Raw genomic sequence first — 17468 nt, 5'->3', positions numbered from 1 at the left:
TAAGTCAGTGCAGGCAAAGCGCTGCAAATTCTGGCGGAAAAGCGCATTTTGACCGGGTTTTGTCAAGTCTGCACTCTCTACAAGTGTCGCGGTTCGGACCGCATGACGTAACGTATCGACAAAAAACACGATTTGCACTTGTTATGCTGCGGGTTTTGCGCATTCTTTCGGGACAACCAGCATCGCTTTGTCTAAAAGAAACCTATGCAACTCATCACGACCACAGAGGCCCTTGAAGAGGCCGTATCCGCCCTGTCCAAGTCAGATTTCGTCACTGTCGACACGGAGTTCATCCGCGAAACGACTTTTTGGCCGGAATTGTGCCTTATCCAGATGGCTTCGCCGGATCACACCGCGCTGGTGGATGCTCTTGCGCCGGGACTTGACCTTGCACCATTCTTCCGCCTGATGGCCGACGAGAAAATCGTCAAGGTTTTCCATGCTGCGCGGCAGGATATCGAAATCGTGTTCCATCTCGGCGACCTCATCCCCTCGCCGGTCTTTGACAGTCAGGTCGCGGCGATGGTCTGCGGCTTCGGCGATGCGATTTCTTACGACCAGCTCGTCCAGAAAGTCACCGGCAAGCATCTCGACAAATCATCCCGCTTTACCGACTGGCGCAGACGCCCGCTTTCGGACAAGCAGCTCGACTACGCGCTGGCTGACGTCACCTATCTGCGCGACATCTATCTCTATCTCAAGGAAGAGCTTGAGAAGGAAGGTCGCAGCGAGTGGGTGAATGAGGAAATGGCGGTGCTGACCGCCCGCGAAACCTATGATTTGCATCCGGACGATGCATGGCGGCGTGTAAAAGCCCGCGTGCGCAAGCCGATCGAGCTTGCCATCATGCAGTCTGTTGCTGCATGGCGCGAGCGGGAAGCACGTGAACGCAATGTGCCGCGTGGTCGTATCATCAAGGACGACACGATTGCCGAAATCGCCCAGCAGCAGCCACGCGATGCCGAAGCGCTCGGTCGCCTGCGCTCGATCCCCAAGGGCTGGGAACGCTCGGCGCAGGCCGCAGGTCTGGTTGCCGCAATCCAGTCAGCGCTTGCTATTCCGAAGGAAGACCTGCCGAAGCTGCCCAAGCCGTCGCATTCGCCGGAAGGTAGCGCTGCCGCAGCCGATCTTCTGAAGGTTCTGCTCAAACTGGTGACCGAAGAGCATGGCGTTGCCGCCAAGATCGTCGCCAGTTCGGACGATATCGACAAGATTGCAGCCGAAGGCGATGAAGCGAAAGTACAGGCCTTGCAAGGCTGGCGTCGCGAGGTGTTCGGTCAAAAGGCACTGGACCTGATCGACGGCAAGATCGGCATCAAGTTCGAAAACCGCCGCATCCGGGCCGTGGAATTAGGGGAGTAAGGCAGTAGGGGAATAGGTGAAAAGGGCTGTATAAACATACTCCCTATTCCCTTATTCCCCTACTCACTCAATGCCCTACTCTTTTTCGCCTATCGCGAAATACAGGTTCTTTCCCGTCAATTTGGCCAGCTGCTGCAAACGGCCTTCGGGGCGATCCGATACAAGATCGGCCAGATCGCTCGGTACGACCAGCGCGATACCGTTTTCTTCCTCACGCCAGTAGAGGCGCGGAATGACCCCCGGCATCGATGCCGACAGAAGATAGACAACGCGCAGCAGCGCGCCGAGCAGCTTCGCCCTTTCACGCAGACGCGGCGTGGCCAGCTGCACGATTTCCGGCGCGATTTCGTCTTCGATCAGCCCCTCATGGCGATAGTAATTGGCAAGCGCCATATAAGAACGGCCCGGATGATCGATGCCACCGAACGAGCCGTGCGCGATGATATTCAACGCCTGCGAACCGCGATAATCCGGATGTGCGCGCCAGCTGATATCCGCCACGAGACATGCGGCTTCGCGATAACGCCCTTCGTCCTCAGTCTCATCATAACCGAGCAGCGGCAGAGAAAGCGTCGTCCAGACCGCCAGTTCGCGCGCATGACGCGGTGAGCGTGACCGCAGGATCGCCAGTTCTTCCGCAGAAGCCAGCAGGGGATCGAGTTTCTGCTCGTTCTTGGGCAACAGCGAATAGAGATAACCTTCACGCACGCCCAAAGCCGAGAAGACGATCTTCGAAGGCTTCATGCGGCGGATGGTTTCCAGCATCACAGTCGCGCCATAAGACAGAAGCTGGCGACGGTTTTTCGATACCGCCTCGATGCCGCGCATCGTGTCGATATTGCCCTTTGCGACGCGCTTGAGAAAGCTCTGCGCCTCGACCGGGTCCATCTCATAACCATGCATGACGAGCAGCGGATAATGCTTGGCCGTCATATGCAACTTGGCAAGGTTACGCCATGTGCCGCCAACCGCGTAGAAGACCTGCCCCTGATGCATTTCAAGCAGCGAGGCCTTTGCAAGTTCACTGCGCGTGATCTTCGCAGCTTCGGTCAGCTTTTCGTCGGACATGTCCTGAAGACGCAAGCCGCCAAGCGGCAGGGTGATGCCCTCGCCGATATCGTGATCGTTGATCGCCACCAGTTCAAGACTGCCGCCGCCGAGATCGCCCGCAACGCCGCAAGGCTTGTGAAAACCGGAAATGATACCGAGCGCCGAATAATAGGCTTCTTCCTTGCCGGACAGCACTTCAATGTGCCGCCCGAGAATGGCCTCGGCCTGCGCGATGAAATCAGGGCCGTTCTTCGCTTCGCGCGCAGCAGCAGTCGCCAGCGCATGAACCGACACCGCGCCTGCCTGCTCGGCCAGCGCACGAAAGCGCCGCAACGCGCGCAAGGCGATATCGACAGACTTGTCGTTGAGCCGGCCAGTCTTGGCCAGTCCCTTGCCGAGACCGCAAAGGAGTTTTTCGTTGAACAGCACCGTCGGTGAACGGACGATACCTTCGTAAATGACGAGACGGATCGAATTCGAGCCGATGTCAATGACCCCGATGGGCTTGAGACCCTTCAGACGGCCTTGTGCTATAGCTGGACTCATACAGTCGTTTTTCTTTCCGCCTGCGCACGCTTACGATGTGCGATGAGACGGGGGGCCGAAGACTTCAGCGACTTTCCGCGACCCGACAGGCTGGGATTGGTCATGAAATATTCCTGCGCGTTGAAAGCTTCCTCTCCTTCTTCTTTTTCTATCCGGCGAGAGGTGCCGTCCGCAAGTAGCTGATAGCTCTGTTGGTTATCAATTATGTTGGCAAACATGATTTGAGACAGGATTTGCTGGTGCACTGTGGCATTTGTGATGGGCACCAGCGTCTCCACACGACGGTCGAGATTGCGCGGCATCATGTCGGCAGAACCGATATAGACAATCGCCTTGTCGGAAGGCAGATCATGCCCGTTTCCAAAGCAGAAAATCCGGCTGTGCTCAAGAAAACGTCCAACAATCGACTTGGCGCGAATATTATCGGAGAGCCCCGGCACACCCGGACGCAGGCAGCAAATGCCGCGCACAACCAGATCGATGTGAACGCCCGCCTGGCTTGCCTTATAGAGCGCATCAATAATCTGTGGATCGACCAGCGAATTCATCTTCATCCAGATTGCCGCCGGTCGCCCGGCCTTGGCGTGGGTCACCTCGTTCTCGATGTGCTTGATGATGCGCGCCCGCAAGGTGAAGGGCGAAATGGCGATTTTCATTTCTTCTGCCGGTTGCGCATAGCCGGTGATGAAATTGAAGATATGCGCTACATCGCGGGCGATATCAGCGTCCGAAGTGAAGAAGGAAAGATCCGTGTAAATACGCGCGGTGATCGGGTGATAGTTGCCCGTACCCAGATGCACGTAAGAGCGCAGTTTCTGGTCTTCGCGCCGTACAACAAGCGACATTTTTGCGTGGGTTTTCAACTCGATAAAGCCGAAAACCACCTGCACGCCAGCGCGCTCGAGATCGCGCGCCCAGCGAATATTGGCTTCTTCATCGAAACGCGCCTTCAGCTCGACCAGCGCGGTCACCGATTTGCCGGATTCCGCCGCATCGACCAGCGCACGCACGATCGGGCTGTCGTTGGAGGTGCGATAGAGCGTCTGTTTGATGGCCAGCACATCCGGGTCCGCCGCCGCCTGACGCAGAAACTGCACCACAACATCGAACGACTCATAAGGGTGATGAACCACAATGTCCTTTTCGCGAATCGCGGCGAAGCAATCGCCGCCATGTTCGCGGATACGTTCCGGGAAACGCGGATTGTAGGATACGAATTTCAGGTCATCGCGTGGGATCGAGACGATTTCCGAGATCATGTTGAGGGCCAGAAGCCCTTCATGCACGCTGACGCGATTCTCGGATACGCCAAGTTCCGTCGCCACGAAGACGCGCAAGGCTTCCGGCATTTCGCCATCGAATTCAATGCGGATAACCTGACCGCGGCGGCGGCGCTTCAGCGCCGTTTCGAAGAGACGCACGAGGTCTTCGGCTTCTTCTTCCACTTCAATATCGCTGTCGCGAATGATGCGGAATGTGCCTGCCCCGCGCACTTCGTAACCGGGGAACAGCCGCCCGATAAACAGGCTCACCGCATCTTCGATGGTGATGAAGCGATAGACATTCTGCTGATCCGTCGGCAGCTGGATGAACCGCTTCAGGGCCACCGGAATGCGCAACAGCGCAGTCATCGGGTGATTGTCAGCGCGGCGCGCCAGCTGCAAGGCAATCGAGAAGCCCAGATTCGGAATGAACGGAAACGGATGCGCCGGATCGATGGAAAGCGGAGTGAGAACCGGGAAAATCGTTTCGAGAAAATGACTTTCCAGCCAGTCCTTCTCCGGTTCTGCCAAACCCGATGGGCGCACAATTTCGATATTTTCCTGCACCAGCTCGTCACGCAATATGCGGAAACGCCCCTGCTGCTCGGCCTGCAAGCGGCTCACTTCATCCAGAACGAAATCGAGCTGCTCCTGCGGCGTGCGACCGTCGGCACTGCGCAGCACCACACCGGCGCGAACCTGTGCGGCGAGACCCGCGATGCGCACCATGAAAAATTCATCGAGATTGGTGGCCGAGATGGACAGGAAACGCAGGCGCTCCAGCAAGGGTTGGCGCATATTTGCGGCCTCGTCCAGAACGCGGCGGTTGAATTGAAGCCAGGAAAACTCACGATTGACGAAGCGATCCGCGCTGCTCATCAGCTCTGCGATCTTAGCTTCATTCAAAGCTTTGTGAGCATCAGGTGCGTTTTGCATCTCCGAACCGATTTCGGAGGTGCTGGTTGGTTCAGCTGTCATCTCATGGGCCCCGCTCTGGGTTTCGCTCGCCAACGCACTGTTTTCGTTCATTTTTCCTAATCCGGAATCTGCCGGTACAAACCGGCTCATCGTAAAGCCTATGGCTGTCGCATGACAGTTTGATAGCAAATCACTTAAATATCCCTAGAATTGATGAAAACGCTTCCGGAAACAAGAGTTTCGCGGTAAACGCAAGCAGAGTTTTGAGCGCGCTGGTCTGAAGCGTGCTATATACCGCGAACGACAGCCGGAGCGTATTATGTCCGATCACATCATTCCTCATTTCCAGAACGACGCCGGTCATAGCGCCATTGAAATCGGTGTGAAGGAATTCATGTGCGTCGGCGCAAACCCGCCTTTCGATCACCCGCATGTCTTCCTCGACATGGGCGACGAAAGCGAAGTGGTCTGCCCGTATTGCTCGACCCTTTATCGCTACAATGCCAAGCTGCATGCCGACGAAACTCTCCCGGCAGGCTGCACCTACGACGCTCCAGCCGATAAAGCGGCCTGAACAGCGTATATCTCAGCCCATCTCATCACAGCATTGGGCAAGAAGACCGATATGGGCAAAGGCCACATATTGATAGTAGGAGCCGGTGTCGCGGGATTGAGCGCGGCGCTGGAACTTGCAGCGCGGGGCTGGTCCATCCAGCTCATCGAGAAAGCATCCGCTCTTTCTGAAGTCGGCGCGGGCCTGCAACTGGCCCCCAACGCAATGCGTCACCTCGAACGCCTCGGTGTCGCCGATAGACTTGTTCCTCACACTGTGACGCCTGAAAAGCTCTATCTCATGGATGGTCGCAAGGCGCGTCCCCTGCTCGCCATGGAACTGGGCGACAAGGCTCGTCTCCGCTGGCGCCATTCCTATGTGGTTTGCCACCGCGCCGATCTGCAATCGGCGCTTTTGCAAGCCTGCGAGGAAAACCCGGCGATCCAGATCAGCCTCGGCAGTGAAATCCTCGACCATACCGCCCGCGCCGACGGCATTGTGGCGACCGTGAAAAGCGAAAGCGGGACGAACACCGTTGAGGCCGATTACCTGATTGCCTGTGACGGTGTCTGGTCAGCGCTGCGCGCCCTTGGAGGTTACGACAAGGCGCAATTCAGCGGTCATATTGCATGGCGCGCAACATTGGCAACCAATGCCCTGCCCGCCTCTTTCCTGAACGCTCTCCCCGAACGCAAGGCCGTATCCGCTTGGCTCGGCCCCGACATTCACTTCATCGCCTATCCCGTCAAAGCCGGAACATTCTTCAACTTCGTTGCCATCACAGCGGGCGAAAATCCTGGCGAAAGCTGGTCGAAAACCGGCGATCGAACAAAACTGCAAGCCACTTATAGAAGCTGGGCCAAGCCCGTTCGTGATGTGCTGGCGACTGCCGAAGACTGGACTTATTGGCCGCTTTTCGAAATGGCGGAACCGCAGTTTCTGGGGCCGAACCGCACCATATTTCTGGGCGATGCGTCCCATGCCGTCACGCCATTTGCCGCGCAAGGTGCGGCAATGGCGATTGAAGATGCTGCCGCCCTTGCCGAAGCGCTTGATGCCGCCGATCAATCGGCGGGGTTGCACCGCTTCGACACAGTTCGCAAGGAACGGATAGCAGCGGTTGCCAAGCGCGGCCAGCTTAACCGCTTTGCCTATCACGCCACCGGTCCGGTGGCGCTTGGCCGCAACATGCTGTTTGCCCTGCGCCGCCCGGATACTTTCCTGAAGGATCTGGACTGGCTCTATGGCTATGATGCCGTTGCGGCCATACGCGGATAGTCGGTCAAAAGTTACGCCGCGTCGCGCGCAGCTTCCAATGTCGCAACATCGATTTTGACCATCTTCATCATGGCGTCCGCCACGCGCTGACGCACATCAGGCGCACCATTTTCCATGGTATCGAGCAACATGTCGGGCACGATCTGCCATGCGAAGCCGTATTTGTCGGTCAGCCAGCTGCATTCCATCGGCGTCCCGCCTTCCAGAAGCTTTTCCCAGAAGGCATCCACTTCCGCCTGATCCTTGCAGCGAACAATCAACGATGCCGCTGGCGTAAACTTGAAATGCGGACCTCCGTTGAGGCCACAGATTTTCTGTCCATCAAGCGTGAAATTCGCGGTGACCGCCTGTTCTTCGTTTTGCTGGTTGCCATGCTTGAAGCGGATGAAACCATCAATTGAAGCCGGGCGCCCGCAGGCGCGAAAAATCGAGACATAATGATTGGCGGCTTCTTCCGCCTGCCCGTCGAACCACAGGCAAATGGTGAGACCAGACATGGTCAATTCCTCCCTGTTTATCCAGTTTGTGGGCTCAGCCCATAACCTTGGCGGCTTCTTCCATATCCATCCACATCAGCTCCCAGATATGGCCGTCCAGATCTTCAAAGCTGCGCCCATACATGAAACCATAGTCCTGCTTGGCCGCAGGATCGGCACGACCGCCAGCTTTCGCAGCCTTTTCGACCGTATCATCCACCTCGGCCTTGCTGTCGGCTGATAGGCAGACCAGCACTTCGCTGACTGCACTGGCATCGGCGATTTTCTTCGGCGTGAACTGGCTGAACTTGTCATGATTCAGGATCATCGCGTGGATCGTGTCGGAAAAAACCATGCAGGATGCGGTTTCGTCCGAGAACATTGGATTCTTCTTCGCGCCAATGGCTTCATAGAAGCTTGTCGAGCGCGCGACGTCTTTTACGGCTAAGTTCACGAAAATCATTTTCGGCATGACATTTCCTCCATTGGCAGGGCGCTGCCCTGTATCCATTATGATTGTTTGTCGCCGCTGCGCCCCGCCGCAGCACCAGACATTTTTCACGTGTTTTGGCGATGTCCGGATTAAGTTTGCTTGAACATAATGACAGATAAGTTATATTAGGCAACCATGAAGTTAGAAAAAATAACTAAAGGCGAAAAACAGGCCGCGAAGCGCAGCTACGACGATGCGTGCGCTGCAGCGCATGGCCTTGATTTAATTGGAGAACGCTGGGCGCTGCTCGTCATGCGAGAACTGCTGCTGGGTCCGAAGCGCTTCAGTGATTTGCGCGCCGATCTGCCGGGCGTGAGCGCGAATGTACTGACGCAACGGCTCGAAGGGCTGGAACTGGCCGGCATTCTCCACAAGACCAAATTGCCGCCGCCTGCTTCGGTGCAGGTCTATGAACTCACCAAATGGGGCTATGAAAGCGAGCCGATCCTGCAAGCACTCGGTCGTTGGGCCGCGCGTTCGCCAATGCACGATCCGAACCTGCCGATTTCAACGGTTTCTTTCCTGCTTTCTCTGCGCACCATGCTGGATAGCGGACGCGCCCATGGGATGAATGCCATCATTCACTTGCAATTGGATGGCGAAGATTTCACCGCCCGCCTGCATGATGAGGCGCTGGATATCGCTCGCGGCATACCCGAACGATACGATCTCTCACTGCAGGGCGCACCGCGGATGCTCGCTGCAACCATCTATGGAGGACAGCCATTGTCAGCGCTTGAGGAGGCCAATTTGCTGACAGTTAAAGGAGATCGCGCTCTGGCGGAGAAGCTCCGCACGCTCTTCCCTTTGCCCGACAAGGCACCTCTGCCGGAATAAATATGCAACTTTTTGGTTGCTTATTTTGTCAGCGCCTGTAAATTAGCAACCATTGAGTTGCCAATTACGGAGGAGATACACCATGACTGTTGCAAACAAGACAGATCGCATTGAGAAGACCGTCGACATTCGCGCTGGTATTGACCGCGTTTGGCGCGCCTTGACCGACCATGACGAGTTTGGAAGCTGGTTTCGCGTCAAGCTCGATGGCCCGTTCATCGTCGGCGCAGCTTCGACCGGTCACATCACCTATCCGGGATTTGAGCATGTGCGGTGGGAATCCGTCGTCAAGGATATGAAGGCGCCGAACTATTTCGCCTTTACATGGCATCCTTATGCCGTCGAGCCGGACGTGGACTATTCCAAGGAGCCGCCGACGCTGGTGGAGTTCAAGCTTGAACCGATCGAAAGCGGCACGCGCCTGACAGTTGTTGAAAGCGGTTTCGACGCCCTGCCCGCCGAGCGCCAGCCATTGGCGCTGCGCATGAACGATGGCGGCTGGCAGGAGCAGGTCGGCAACATCAAGGCCCATGTCGAAAAATGAGCGCAAGTCCGGTTAGTCACGCCATGGAGATTTCCGCTATTTTCGGGGCGCTTGCCGACCCGACGAGACTGGCTCTCATCGAGACATTGAGTGACGGTGAGAGCCGCTCCATCGTGGTGCTGTCGCAAAACGGCAGCATCACGCGGCAAGCTGTGACCAAGCACCTGTCTGTTCTGGAACAGGTGGGGCTAGTGCATCGCGAGAAAATCGGACGGGAAAGTCATTTCCGCCTGCATCCTGCTCCGCTTGTCGATGCCCGCGCCTATCTCGCCGCCGTTTCAACCCAGTGGGACGATGCCTTGCAGCGCCTGCGCCACTTCGTGGAAGATTGAACTATGGCTTCCGTCTATAATGCATAGGGAAACACATCACCGTCCACTCTCTCATCGGAGCGAGCTAGCTCAACATGACAATCCAGTTTGAACAAACCTGCCCCGTCTTCCGGATTTTCGACATCGAAAAGGCCAAGGAATTCTATCTCGGCTTTCTTGGTTTCACTCTCGACTGGGAACACCGGTTTGCCAAGGATATGCCGCTTTACATGCAGGTATCGCGACAAGGCCTGATCCTGCATCTGAGCGAGCATCATGGAGATGGCAGCCCCGGTGCGAATGTGTTTGTGCGCATGCAAGGCATCGACGCCTTGCATAAGGAAATCACTTCGCGCGGCTATCGCTTCATGCGCCCCGGTATCGAGACGGAATCCTGGGGGCGCGTGATGGGCGTTATCGATCCCTTCGGCAACCGCATCCAGTTCTGCGAAGGGCCGCACGCAGAGTAAGCGGCGGCTTGGTCGAAACGACCCCAACAATAAAAACACCCGCCAGCGTGACTGGCGGGTGTTTTCAATTCAAGGCAGTCAATCGGATTAGTGCAGAATCTGGCTGAGGAACAGCTTGGTGCGTTCATGCTGCGGATTGTCGAAGAACTCGTTCGGCGAATTCTGTTCGACGATCTGGCCCTGATCCATGAAAATCACGCGATTGGCGACCTGACGGGCAAAGCCCATTTCGTGCGTCACGCAGATCATGGTCATGCCTTCGGCAGCGAGGCTCACCATCGTATCAAGCACTTCTTTGACCATTTCCGGATCGAGCGCCGAAGTCGGTTCATCGAACAGCATGACCTTGGGGTTCATGCACAGCGCACGAGCAATTGCCACGCGCTGCTGCTGGCCGCCGGAGAGCTGGCCCGGATATTTATGGGCCTGTTCCGGGATTTTCACGCGCGCCAGATAATGCATGGCGATTTCTTCCGCCTGCTTCTTTGGCATCTTGCGCACCCAGATCGGGGCCAGCGTGCAGTTTTCCAGAATGGTCAGATGCGGGAAGAGATTGAAGTGCTGGAACACCATGCCGACTTCGCGACGCACTTCATCGATCTTCTTCAGGTCGTTGGTCAGCTCGATACCGTCAACGACGATCTTGCCCTTCTGATGTTCCTCCAGACGGTTGATGCAGCGGATCATCGTCGATTTGCCCGAGCCCGACGGACCGGCAACGACGATGCGCTCGCCGCGCATCACCTTCAGATTGATGTCGCGCAGGACGTGAAACTCACCATACCACTTGTGCATGTTCGTGATTTCGATGGCGACATCGGTTTTGGATACCTGCATCTTCGAGCCGTCAACCTCAACACCGAGCTCTGATTGCGGGAGGGCGCTTTGTGCACTCATTCCATTATTCCCTTTTGTTCTTTTTATCGTTTGTGACCCGTGTCGAGCCGTCGTTCCATGAATATAGAGTATCGCGACATAGCGAAACAGAAAATCCAGAAAACGAAGCCCGCAAAGATGAGGCCGGTAGCAGGCGTCTGTGGAGAAGCCCAATTGGCATCTGAGAAACTCTGGCGCACGATGCCCAGAAGATCAAACATGCCGATGATGTAGACAAGGCTCGTATCCTTGAAGAGCCCGATGAAGGTATTCACGATGCCCGGAATCACCAGTTTCAGCGCTTGGGGCAGGATGATGAGTCCCGTTTTCTGCCAATAGCTGAGGCCGAGCGCATCCGCGCCTTCATATTGCCCGCGCGAGATTGCCTGCAATCCGCCGCGCACCACTTCCGCCATATAGGCCGAAGCGAACAGCGCCACGCCGATCAGGGCGCGCAACAGTTTGTCAAAGGTTACGCCCGGCGGCAAGAACAGCGGCAGCATGACACTCGCCATGAACAGCACCGTCACCAGCGGGACGCCACGCACCATTTCGATGAAAATGATGCTGAACGTCTTGATCACCGGCAGATGCGAACGACGACCTAGCGCGAGCAGAATACCGAGCGGTAACGAGACCGCGATGCCCACGAAGGACAGCACCAGCGTCACCAGAAGACCGCCCCAGAGTGGTGTTTCCACGAATGACAGGCCAAACCAGCCGCCAACCAGCAGGAAGAATGCTACAAACGGGAAGACGAAGAAGAACAGAATGGCGTTCAGCGCCTTCTGCGGCACCTTCGGTATCATAAGTGGCACGAGAAGGATGACGAAGAGTAGAGCTGTAAGATTGACCCGCCAGCGCTGATCGATCGGATAGCGGCCATAGATGAACTGCTCATACTTGGCCTGAACGAACGCCCAGCAAGCGCCGGACCAGCCGTCAGGCTGCGCGCCACCCTGTGCGACGGTCAGACAGGCCGTGCGGTCGGTTCCGCTCCACACCGCATTGATGAAGAGCCACTGAAGGGCCGAGGGCAGAAACCAGACCAGCACAAACAGGGCGAAGATCGTCAGCGCCGCATCCGTCGGAGAAGCGAAGAGGTTGACGCGCAGCCAGTGCGAAAAGCCCTGCACCGAGCGCGGCGGCTTTTCACCATCGACCATTTCCGTGCGAATATATTGGAGATTGGCGTTTTCCATGGTCATCTCTCCACCAGCGCCATTTTGGCATTGAACCAGTTCATGATGGCCGACGTAACCAGGCTGATGCCCAGATAGATCACCATCCAGATTGCCACGACTTCAACCGACTGGCCGGTCTGGTTGAGGATCGTACCACCGACAGCGACGAGATCCGGATACCCGATGGCAATTGCCAGCGAGGAGTTCTTGATGAGGTTCAGATACTGGCTCGACAGAGGCGGGATGATAATGCGAAGCGCCTGCGGCACGATGATGAGGCGCATAGTCGGCCCGGGACGCATGCCCACCGCATAGGCCGCTTCGGTCTGTCCCTTGTTAACACCGAGAATGCCCGCGCGAACCGTTTCGGCAATGAATGAGGCCGTATAGAATGACAGAGCCAGAAACAGAGCCAGGAATTCCGGCTTGACCTGGGCCCCGCCCGTCAGGTTGAAAGTGCCCAGTTTCGGAATGTCGAAAGAAACGGGGAAGCCGGTCACAACGAAGGCGAGCAGCGGCAGACCGACGATCAGTGCTATCGCAACGCGGATCGTATGGAAGGGCTGGCCGGTCGCCATTTGCCGACGCTTGGCCCAGCGCGCCACCACGAAAGACGCGACAATACCCAGCACCAGCGCCACCGGAATGAGCCATGCCTTCTCACCCCAGACGGGTGCGGGCATGAAGAAACCGCGTGTATTGATATAGGTGTGCAACGGCCCGCTGATGCTTTCGCGCACATTCGGCAAGGTCGACAGAATGCCGAAATACCAGAAGAAAATCACCAGCAGCGGCGGGATGTTGCGAAACACCTCGACATAGACCGTGCAAAGCTTGCGGATCAGCCAGTTGCGTGACAGACGGCCGATGCCGACGAGGAAACCGATGATCGAGGCCGTGATAACGCCCAAGCCCGCCACATAAAGCGTGTTGACCAGACCGACCAGAATGGCGCGCCCGTAGGTCGAATCGCTGTTATACGAGATCAGCGCCTGACTGACGTCAAAACCCGCGCGACCGTTCAGAAAGCCGAAGCCGGACGCAATATTTGCGCGCTGAAGATTGGCAATCGTGTTTCCAACGATCCAGTAGATCAAACCCACGACTGCGACGAAAACCACAATCTGATAGAAGATACCGCGAACCCGCGGATCGTACAGAAGTGAGGTTCCACTGCGATCTTGGCGTTCGGTTGCAGAATAGGAAGCCATATGTTTCCTGTACCTTTGGTCAGACGCAAACTTTCGGAACGGAAGCGACGCCCCAAAACAGGAGCGTAATTCTCGAAACGACAATGCGGTCGAACCATTATTTTTTGCGACGGGCCGGTAAATATCTGGCCAGCGAAATGCTATGCGCTCTTGCGGGCAATCGCCCCGATTCAAATGCTTGTGCTGCAAAACAGATCCCGGTCCATGCGGGGGAGCCTGTTTTCAGCGAAATAAAGAGCTGCCAAATCCGACATGAGGCGGCGCCACTGCCCCACCTCATGTCAGACGCAAAAGCTGTCGCCTTTAACGAATCGGCATACCGTATTGCAGGCCACCCTTCGACCACTGGGCGTTGAGGCCGCGTGCAATCTTGAGCGGGCTGCCCGCGCCGAGATTACGTTCGAACAATTCGCCGTAATTGCCGACACCCTTGATGATCTTGACGACCCAATCATTGTCCAGGCCGAGATCGTTACCGATCTTGGTATCGGCTTCCGTACCGAGCAAGCGCTTGATTTCCGGATTATCGGAATTCTTCATCTCGTCGACATTTGCCTTGGTGATCCCGAATTCCTCGGCATTCAACAGAGCATAATGGGTCCAGCGGATAACATCGGCCCACTTCGAATCGCCTTGACGAACAGCAGGGCCCAGAGGCTCTTTGGAAATGATTTCCGGCAGAATGACGTGATCGTCCGGATTGGCGAGCGTCAGGCGAATAGCATAAAGGCCGGACTGGTCGGTGGTATAGGCGTCGCAACGACCGGAATCATAAGCCGCGTTGGCTTCGTCAACCTTTTCGAAGACGACCGGGTTGTATTCCATTTTGTTGGAACGGAAATAGTCGGCCATGTTCAGCTCGGTCGTCGTGCCGGCCTGAACGCAGATGGAAGCGCCCGAAAGCTGGAGCGCGGAATTGATGCCGGAAAGCTTCTTCGAATTGATCATGAAGCCCTGGCCGTCGAAATAATTCACGCCAGCGAAATCGAGGCCGAGCGACGTATCGCGGCTGATGGTCCAGGTTGTGTTGCGGATCAGAACATCCACTTCACCGGACTGCAACGCCGTGAAGCGTTCCTTTGCATTGAGCGGCGTAAACTTCACCTTGGTCGGATCGCCGAAGATTGCCGACGCTACCGCGCGGCAATAATCGATGTCAAAACCGGACCATTCGCCCTTGTCATTCGTGGAAGCAAAACCGAGAAGACCGGTATTCACGCCACATTGCACAAAGCCCTTTGCCTTAACATCGGAAAGTGTGTCGGCGGATGCCCCTGAAGCTGCGCCCACCAGCGCTGCTGCACCCAGTAACCCCATTAGAATCGTATTTTTCATCTGGCCTGCAACCTTTTGTTCCCTGGAAACGCGGGGCGCAAATCGCCCGAACGTCTCTCTCGTTGTTTGTTGCATAGGTCTTTCCGGAAAAGCGGTGCGCTCCTCCCCAACCCATACGCATAGCAGACCGCCTCTCGCCCCCGACCGGTTATCCGGCCTTATGTTTATTTTCGAGCACAGCGGCGCCTGTCGCCTTCACCGCCTTATCGAAGGCGATAATTGGGCAATGGTCAAGTTAATAACGGCGGCAAATTCTGTGTTTCGTGGAAAAGCCCGGGCGCGCGCCGATTTTTTTTACACAGTTTCCCAATTTCTGGGGAGCGCGGCCACTCGAGCGTAATAATTGACACTCGCTAGAATTCCTTCAAGGAAAACATAGCAATAACAAATGTTTAAATTAAATACATTGTGTCACTGCGGCCCGAAGACCTTACAAAGTGGGTCAGAATCACGCTCTCGGGAGGGCTCTTTTAGTGTCCAATGAAAAAATAATATTTCGCGTCGCCATGTAGCGTGCCACCCACCAGGTTGCGAGCAAGCCTATGGTACAACCTGCCATAATGTCGGTTGGGAAATGCGCCCCAGCAGCAAGCCTGCTGATGCAGAACAACAGGCCGACAACGATGATGGGAAAACGCCAGCGCGGCAGAAAAATACTCAGCGACATCATCATGATACCCGCCATCATCGAATGACCGGATGGAAAGCTCTCATAGAGAAACTCGCCTTTGAACGGCGAGAAATAGGCCGCACCATATTGATCGAGCAAAAACGGGCGCGCGCGACCGATAGCGAGCTTGCCGATTTCCAGCGGAATGCTGCCCGCAACGATGGACGCCAGAACCAGCGTCGCCCAGCCGTGCCATTGCGTGAGCGCATGGCGCATGTGCCCGCGATAGGACGGAGACAGAATCAACGCGGTCACCAGCCAGACCACAAGCGCGACCGCCAGCCAGACAATGGTGCGGATCGCATCGGTAACGGTTCGCAGGATTTCCATGACAATATTGGTGCTTCCAGCCGCCGCCCGCACGATATCGGCATCCCACAGGTGCAGGATGAGGATGATGAAGGGCAAAAGCACCACGATCGCGGTCATCTGCATGGTCCAGGAAGACGGTGCGCCTTTATAGGCAGGTCGCAATAATGAGCGAACAAGTTCGCTGGCTGCATATACCGGATTGAGAAGCGTGTTTTTCAAATCCGGTGATGACATTTCATTATTCCCTTTTCGCATCGCGTCTCGCGCTTCAAGCACTGAACGCGGGGTTGCATCCAACCCTGACGCAGCTTATCGAATGAACTTCTAAACATTCCGCAATAATCGGAATCGATGATCTTTCTGCCAACCGCATCTGGCCGCATCCGGGAGTCGGTACGACCATGCAGAGCTCTCCAAAAGAGAACCGGCGGAACGCATGCAACACGGTCTGGAGGCATTTTCGTGGCTAAGCAGCAAGTCAAGACAGCGAAACTGGGGATAAACACGCGACTGGCCCATGATGGTTATCAGCCGCACGACTATCACGGCTTCGTCAATCCACCGGTTGTCCGTGCCTCGACCGTGCTTTTCCCGGATGCCGAAACCATGGCGACCGGCGACCAGAAATACACTTATGGCACGCGCGGAACGCCTACGAGCGACGCGCTTTGCGATGCGATCAATGCGCTGGAAGGCTCCGCCGGAACCATCTGCGTGCCGTCCGGTTTGGCAGCTGTGACCGTGCCACTTCTGGCATTCCTGTCTCCGGGCGACCATGCTTTGCTGGTCGATTCGATCTATAATCCGACCCGCCATTTTGCCGATACGATGCTGAAGCGCTTGGGCGTGGACGTGGAATATTACGATCCGGAACTCGGAGCAGGCATCGCAGCGCTGATGCGACCCAACACCAAGGTGGTCTTTACGGAATCCCCCGGCTCCAACACCTTCGAGATGCAGGATATCCCGGCCATCGTGGAAGTCGCCCACAAGGGCGGAGCCATCGTGATGATGGACAATACCTGGGCGACTGCGGTCTATTTCAAGGCGCTCGACTTCGGTGTCGACGTGACCATTCACGCCTCCACCAAATATCCGTCCGGCCATTCCGATATTCTGTTCGGCACTGTTTCGGCCAATGAAAAGTGCTGGCCGCAGCTTCTGGAAACACACGGCACGCTTGGACTTTGCGCCAGCCCCGACGACACCTACCAGATCCTGCGCGGCATGCGCACGATGGGCGTCCGTCTGGAACATCACCGCAAGAGCGCTCTGGAAGTTGCCCATTGGCTGGAAAGCCATCCTGCGGTGGCGCAGGTTTTGCACCCTGCCCTCGAAAGCCATCCGGGCCATGAAATCTGGAAGCGCGACTTCACCGGCTCGTCCGGTATCTTTTCCTTTGTGTTGAAAAAAGGCGGACAGGCGGAAGCCCATGCCTTCCTTAACGCGCTGGAGATTTTCGGTCTCGGCTATTCATGGGGCGGTTACGAGAGCCTTGCGCTGCAGGTGCGTGTTGCCGATCGCCTGATTGCCAAGGGCAACTATCCGGGTCCGGTTATTCGCCTCCAGATCGGCCTGGAAGATGTAGCGGATATCATCGCCGATCTTGAAAAGGGCTTTGCAGCCATCTGACCAATCCGCAGCGCTTCTCACTTTGCTGAAAGCGCTGCGAGTGGCACACTATGCGCGGTGGCTTGATTAAGCATGCCACCGGCGCTGAAGGACAATATCATGATGAATGCGGTTTTCATTATTCAAGGCGTCATCGCCATCGGCCTGG

17 protein-coding genes are annotated in these 17468 nt (G+C 56.4%); 8 read left to right on the top strand and 9 right to left on the bottom strand.

Going from position 1 to position 17468, the window contains the following annotated elements; all coding sequences use genetic code 11:
• Nucleotides 1-204: 204 nt before the first annotated feature.
• Nucleotides 205-1362, top strand: coding sequence for a ribonuclease D (gene rnd, locus FHW03_RS08245; RefSeq protein WP_182520205.1), 1158 nt, complete (start codon nucleotides 205-207; stop codon nucleotides 1360-1362).
• A 75-nt stretch (nucleotides 1363-1437) separates the two neighbouring features.
• On the opposite strand, the gene ppx is transcribed toward rnd, so the two are convergent.
• Together ppx and FHW03_RS08235 are read right to left on the bottom strand one after the other, a co-directional pair.
• Nucleotides 1438-2958: an exopolyphosphatase gene (gene ppx, locus FHW03_RS08240; RefSeq protein ID WP_182520204.1), complete on the bottom strand. Its 1521-nt coding sequence runs from the start codon at nucleotides 2956-2958 to the stop codon at nucleotides 1438-1440.
• The gene (locus FHW03_RS08235) at nucleotides 2955-5198 is read right to left on the bottom strand and encodes an RNA degradosome polyphosphate kinase (protein WP_377514529.1); all 2244 of its coding nucleotides are present in this window, start codon (nucleotides 5196-5198) and stop codon (nucleotides 2955-2957) included. Before FHW03_RS08235 ends, ppx begins: the two co-directional genes overlap by 4 nt.
• Before the next feature lie 259 nt (nucleotides 5199-5457).
• Between FHW03_RS08235 and FHW03_RS08230 the strand changes: the two genes are divergently transcribed.
• Nucleotides 5458-5712 carry a zinc-finger domain-containing protein gene (locus tag FHW03_RS08230; protein WP_078340488.1) on the top strand — a complete coding sequence of 85 codons (255 nt, stop codon included), beginning with the start codon at nucleotides 5458-5460 and terminating at the stop codon, nucleotides 5710-5712.
• 51 nt (nucleotides 5713-5763) lie between these two features.
• Complete coding sequence (locus tag FHW03_RS08225) at nucleotides 5764-6969, top strand: FAD-binding protein (protein ID WP_182520202.1); 1206 nt, start codon at nucleotides 5764-5766, stop codon at nucleotides 6967-6969.
• An 11-nt stretch (nucleotides 6970-6980) separates the two neighbouring features.
• Here FHW03_RS08225 and FHW03_RS08220 read toward each other — a convergent pair whose 3' ends face one another.
• Together FHW03_RS08220 and FHW03_RS08215 are read right to left on the bottom strand one after the other, a co-directional pair.
• Complete coding sequence (locus FHW03_RS08220) at nucleotides 6981-7466, bottom strand: VOC family protein (protein WP_078340486.1); 486 nt, start codon at nucleotides 7464-7466, stop codon at nucleotides 6981-6983.
• A gap of 34 nt (nucleotides 7467-7500) precedes the next feature.
• Complete coding sequence (locus FHW03_RS08215) at nucleotides 7501-7917, bottom strand: VOC family protein (protein ID WP_182520201.1); 417 nt, start codon at nucleotides 7915-7917, stop codon at nucleotides 7501-7503.
• Nucleotides 7918-8073: 156 nt separating this feature from the next.
• Between FHW03_RS08215 and FHW03_RS08210 the strand changes: the two genes are divergently transcribed.
• From FHW03_RS08210 to FHW03_RS08195, 4 genes are all read left to right on the top strand, one after another.
• Entirely contained in the window at nucleotides 8074-8775 is a 702-nt protein-coding gene (locus FHW03_RS08210) for a helix-turn-helix domain-containing protein (protein WP_182520200.1), read from the top strand.
• Between the two features lie 82 nt (nucleotides 8776-8857).
• Complete coding sequence (locus FHW03_RS08205; protein WP_078340483.1) at nucleotides 8858-9319, top strand: SRPBCC family protein; 462 nt, start codon at nucleotides 8858-8860, stop codon at nucleotides 9317-9319.
• The gene (locus FHW03_RS08200; protein WP_280991911.1) at nucleotides 9316-9651 is read left to right on the top strand and encodes a helix-turn-helix transcriptional regulator; all 336 of its coding nucleotides are present in this window, start codon (nucleotides 9316-9318) and stop codon (nucleotides 9649-9651) included. The genes FHW03_RS08205 and FHW03_RS08200 overlap by 4 nt, the downstream gene beginning before the upstream one ends.
• Nucleotides 9652-9725: 74 nt before the next feature.
• Entirely contained in the window at nucleotides 9726-10100 is a 375-nt protein-coding gene (locus FHW03_RS08195; RefSeq protein ID WP_182520199.1) for a glyoxalase superfamily protein, read from the top strand.
• Between the two features lie 87 nt (nucleotides 10101-10187).
• Here FHW03_RS08195 and FHW03_RS08190 read toward each other — a convergent pair whose 3' ends face one another.
• From FHW03_RS08190 to lpxE, 5 genes are all read right to left on the bottom strand, one after another.
• A complete protein-coding gene (locus FHW03_RS08190; protein ID WP_182520198.1) occupies nucleotides 10188-10997 on the bottom strand; it encodes an amino acid ABC transporter ATP-binding protein in 810 nt (269 codons plus the stop codon).
• 23 nt (nucleotides 10998-11020) lie between these two features.
• Nucleotides 11021-12178, bottom strand: a complete 1158-nt coding sequence (locus FHW03_RS08185) for an amino acid ABC transporter permease (RefSeq protein ID WP_182520197.1) — start codon at nucleotides 12176-12178, stop codon at nucleotides 11021-11023.
• 2 nt (nucleotides 12179-12180) lie between these two features.
• The gene (locus FHW03_RS08180) at nucleotides 12181-13371 is read right to left on the bottom strand and encodes an amino acid ABC transporter permease (RefSeq protein ID WP_182520196.1); all 1191 of its coding nucleotides are present in this window, start codon (nucleotides 13369-13371) and stop codon (nucleotides 12181-12183) included.
• Nucleotides 13372-13674: 303 nt separating this feature from the next.
• Entirely contained in the window at nucleotides 13675-14706 is a 1032-nt protein-coding gene (locus tag FHW03_RS08175) for an amino acid ABC transporter substrate-binding protein (protein ID WP_182520195.1), read from the bottom strand.
• 448 nt (nucleotides 14707-15154) lie between these two features.
• A complete protein-coding gene (gene lpxE, locus FHW03_RS08170) occupies nucleotides 15155-15922 on the bottom strand; it encodes a lipid A 1-phosphatase LpxE (protein WP_182520194.1) in 768 nt (255 codons plus the stop codon).
• Nucleotides 15923-16150: 228 nt separating this feature from the next.
• Between lpxE and FHW03_RS08165 the strand changes: the two genes are divergently transcribed.
• The gene (locus tag FHW03_RS08165; RefSeq protein ID WP_182520193.1) at nucleotides 16151-17320 is read left to right on the top strand and encodes a cystathionine beta-lyase; all 1170 of its coding nucleotides are present in this window, start codon (nucleotides 16151-16153) and stop codon (nucleotides 17318-17320) included.
• Nucleotides 17321-17468 lie beyond the last annotated feature (148 nt).

Origin of the sequence: Ochrobactrum sp. RH2CCR150 (genome assembly GCA_014138095.1) — a bacterium.
Taxonomy (GTDB): domain Bacteria; phylum Pseudomonadota; class Alphaproteobacteria; order Rhizobiales; family Rhizobiaceae; genus Brucella; species Brucella gambitense.
This window is presented reverse-complemented; position numbering and strand designations above follow the sequence as displayed.